The 3,594-nt window shown below is 71.4% G+C and carries 4 protein-coding genes; 2 read left to right on the top strand and 2 right to left on the bottom strand.

From position 1 onward, the window contains the following. Positions 1-314 (top strand): hypothetical protein (locus tag AB0C29_RS38450; protein WP_360831283.1); only part of this gene is annotated, 314 nt, incomplete at its 5' end. Between the two features lie 39 nt (positions 315-353). On the opposite strand, the gene AB0C29_RS38445 is transcribed toward AB0C29_RS38450, so the two are convergent. Together AB0C29_RS38445 and AB0C29_RS38440 are read right to left on the bottom strand one after the other, a co-directional pair. Continuing rightward, on the bottom strand, positions 354-1,787 hold the full coding sequence (locus AB0C29_RS38445) for a cellulose binding domain-containing protein (protein WP_360831280.1): 1,434 nt from the start codon (positions 1,785-1,787) through the stop codon (positions 354-356). A 38-nt stretch (positions 1,788-1,825) separates the two neighbouring features. Next, positions 1,826-2,671, bottom strand: a complete 846-nt coding sequence (locus tag AB0C29_RS38440) for a hypothetical protein (RefSeq protein WP_360831286.1) — start codon at positions 2,669-2,671, stop codon at positions 1,826-1,828. A gap of 141 nt (positions 2,672-2,812) precedes the next feature. Here AB0C29_RS38440 and AB0C29_RS38435 point away from each other — a divergent pair. Beyond that, positions 2,813-3,594: sugar phosphate isomerase/epimerase (locus AB0C29_RS38435; RefSeq protein WP_360831277.1), on the top strand; the 782-nt coding region annotated here is incomplete at its 3' end.

Below are 3,594 nucleotides of genomic sequence, written 5' to 3'. Positions count from 1 at the left end.
CCGGCCCGGCGGGCGGCGCCGCGCCGGCCGCCCAGGCAACCACCGACGCTGGAGAGAAGACAGCGGCCGGCGGCAAGACTGTTTCCGCGAAAGCCCTGTGCGGCTACCTCAAGGAGAACGTCGCGACCTGGAAAGCGGTCGGCAGTGAGGTCGGCGCGATGGCCCAGATGACCATCGGTCTCGCCGACTTCTACGACCGCAACGGTGCCGTCCCGCAGGGCGCCGAGGTCGACGAGAAGTCGAAGGCCGAGTGCCCGGACGTACGCGACGAGGTGCTGAAGGCGGCGGGCATCCAGTCCTTCACGTCGCTGTGAGCGCGGGCGCCGGCCTGGCGGGGCCGGCGCCCGGCACTGTCACGGGGTGACGGCGATGTTCGTCAGGCCGCTGGTCGCCCCGGTGACCGTGTTCGAGGCGTGGACCACGTTCAGGTTGCCCGCGCATTTGGAGGTCGACGTCACGTTGATCGCCCACTTGCCGACGCCGCCCAGGTCGCTGCGGTTGTCCCGCCACGTGTTGCCGCAGCCGGAGCCCGCGGTCGGGTTGTGCGTCTCGTAGCCGTTCGCGAGGACGCCGGGCGCGCTGAACGTGCCCGTGTTGCTGTCGATCAGGTAGTTGCTGCCCTTCACGTCCAGCCAGGAGTCCGCCGAGTTCTGGCCCGCGATGCCCTGCCCGTTCCAGGTGTTGCCGCGGATCACGCCGCCGACCGTGCCCTCCTTGACGTCCACGTGCTCGGCGGCCACGTCCGGGCCGACCCGGTTGTTCAGCACCTGGATCCGGTCCGAGGCGTCGATGCCGCCGGTGTTGCCGTAGCAGGACCAGTTGGAGTTGGCCGAGCCCAGGTAGATGCCCTCGCCGTACTGGGGCTGGGCGGTGCCGGTGCGCTCGATCCGGGAGTTGCGGATGACGCCGTCCGCCGACGAGCGCCGGAAGTGCACACCCTCGTCGCCTATGTCGTGCACGAAGACGCCGTCGATCGTGACGTGCGGGGAGGCGTCGATCATGATGCCCTTGGCCGCGCCGGTCACCGTGAAACCGTTGAGCTTCCAGTGGGCGGCCCCGTACAGCCAGAAGCCGTAGCCCGGGTCGAAGCCCGGGGCCGGCACCGAGCAGCCCGGGTTGGTCCCCGATGATTCGGGGTTGGTCAGGATCGCCGTGGCCGGGCCGGTCAGGGTGATCGGCGCGGCTTCCGTGCCGATTGCCCGGCCCAGGAACGCGCCGCTGTAGGTGCCGGGGGCCAGCCGGATCGTCTGGCCCGGCCGGGCGGCCGCCAGGGCGGCACTGAGCTGGTCAGCGGTGCTGACATCAACAAGAGAGCCGGTCGCCGGCGGCGGGGTCGTGGGTGGTGCGGTCGTGGCCGGCGGCGTCGGGGCGGTGGTCGGCGCGGTGCCGCCGGCGCAGGGTGCGCCGTTGATCGTGCACCCCAGGGGTACGCCCAGAGCCGCCACGTTGAAGCCGAAGCTGACCGTGGCACCGGGCGCGACCGTCCCGTTCCACGACACGTTCGAGAACCGGTGGTGGTTGCCGGTGCTGGCCCGCACAGAGCTCCACGAACTGGTGACCGTGGTGCCGGCGGGCAGGTCGAACTCCACGGCCCAGCCGGTCGCGGTGGCATCGCCGGTGTTGGTGATGACGTAGTCGGCGCCGTAGCCGGAGTTCCAGCTCGACGTCCGGACGAAAGTGGCGGACAGGGCGGCACCGGCCGCGTGCGCATCCGGCGCGAGAGCGACAGCGGTGCCGCCGGCCACGAGGGCAAGGGTGCTGACGAGCAGGGGAAGTCGGGGGGACATTCAGTTAGTTAAATTAACTGATGGACTCCCGTCAATGGTCAGCTCGCCTGCGGCGGCGTCGCCGGCTCACGTCCGCCGCGCTTCTTCGGCGCCCGGGCAGCCTCTGCGGCGACCGTCGCCGGGTGCGGCGCGACCAGCTTGGACTGCAGGCGGATGTCGCAGAGCCGGGCCAGCTCGTCGTACGCCTCCTGGCCGATCAGCGCGATCAGCTCGGGCGCGTACGACTTGAACATCGGCTCGGTGCCGACGTGCGCGTCCGGTGAGGACGTGCACCACCAGTCCAGGTCGTGCCCGCCGGGACCCCAGCCGCGCCGGTCGAACTCGGTCAGCGTGGACAGCAGGTACTTCGTGCCGTCGGGCCGCTTCGTCCAGTCCTGCTCGCGGCGCACCGGCAGCTGCCAGCAGACGTCCGGCTTGTAGGTCAGCGGGTGCACGCCGTCGCGCAGCGCCTGGGCGTGCAGCGCGCAGCCGCCACCCCCGGCGAAGTCGGCGTCGTTGAGGAACACGCACGGCCCGTCCTTGGACTGGGTCGCCGTCCGGCGGGCCGGTTTCTCGCCGTCGATGGTGTCCATCGCGGTGTAGTTCTTGAAACCGCGCCGGTAGTGCTGCCAGGTCTCGGGCGTCAGCTTGGCCGCGGCGTTCTTGGTGCGGGCCTCGTCGTCGGCGTCGGTGAAGAACGCCCCGTGCGAGCAGCAGCCGTCCTGGGCCCGGCCGGCCACGATGCCGTGGCAGGCGGAACCGAAGACACAGGTCCAGCGGGACAGCAGCCAGGTCAGGTCGGCCCGGACCACGTGCTGGTCGTCGGCGGGGTCGGTGAACTCGAGCCATTCCCGGGGGAAGTCGAGCGGAACTTCGCGGGCACGGGCGGCGGCCGCCTCGTCCATCACGATGCGTATCTGGGTGCGGCGACTCACCTGCGACAGCGTACGCGTGCGGGTGGTAAACCCCCGTGCGGCGGAGCGTTTCGCCCGCTTATATCCCGACTGGGAACTGGCGGGTGTGCCGGACGGGTCTACGCTTGACGGGTGACTTCCCGTGTCCCCGTACTCCTGTCCAGCTCGTCGGTCTTCCCCGAGCCGACCGCGGCCGCGTTCGAGATGGCGGCGACGGTGGGCTACGACGGTGTCGAGGTCATGGTGTGGACGGACGCCGTCAGCCAGGACGCCGGCGCACTGCAGGGCCTCGCCGATCACTACGAGGTTCCGGTGCTGTCGGTGCACGCGCCGTGCCTGCTCGTGACCCAGCGGGTGTGGAGCCCGGACCCGTGGGAGCGGCTCGACCGGGCCGCCCAGCTCGCCGAGACCCTGGGCGCGCCGACCGTGGTCGTGCACCCGCCGTTCACCTGGCAGCGTGACTACGCCCGCAACTTCGCCGGTGGCCTGGCCAAGCTCCAGGTGCGCCACCCGGACATCACCTTCGCGATCGAGAACATGTACCCGGTCCGGATGGCCGGGCGCACCTTCGTGCCGTACGTGCCGGGCTGGGATCCGACCGAGGCGGGCTACGACGCGTACACGCTGGACCTGTCGCACGCCGCCGCCTCGCGGACGGACTCGATGGAGCTGGCCGACCGGATGGGCCCGGGCCTCAAGCACGTGCACCTGGGCGACGGCACCGGCGAGGGCCGCGACGAGCACCTGGTGCCCGGGCGGGGCAATCAGCCGTGCGCCGAGCTGCTCCAGTCGCTGGCCGGGCGGGGCTTCCAGGGCTCGGTGGCGCTCGAGGTCTCCACCCGCAAGGTGACCAGCCGCGCGGTCCGCGAGGCCGACCTGCGCGAGTCGCTCGCCTTCGCCCGGCACCACCTGGC

This window comes from Actinoplanes sp. NPDC048791 (assembly GCF_040650095.1).
Lineage (GTDB): Bacteria > Actinomycetota > Actinomycetes > Mycobacteriales > Micromonosporaceae > Actinoplanes.
This window is presented reverse-complemented; position numbering and strand designations above follow the sequence as displayed.

What these genes read in the sequence shown, in the direction of transcription:
- AB0C29_RS38445 (WP_360831280.1), bottom strand. Translation starts at nt 1,787, where the DNA reads ATGTCCCCCCGACTTCCCCTGCTCGTCAGCACCCTTGCCCTCGTGGCC.
- AB0C29_RS38440 (WP_360831286.1), bottom strand. Translation starts at nt 2,671, where the DNA reads ATGGACGAGGCGGCCGCCGCCCGTGCCCGCGAAGTTCCGCTCGACTTC.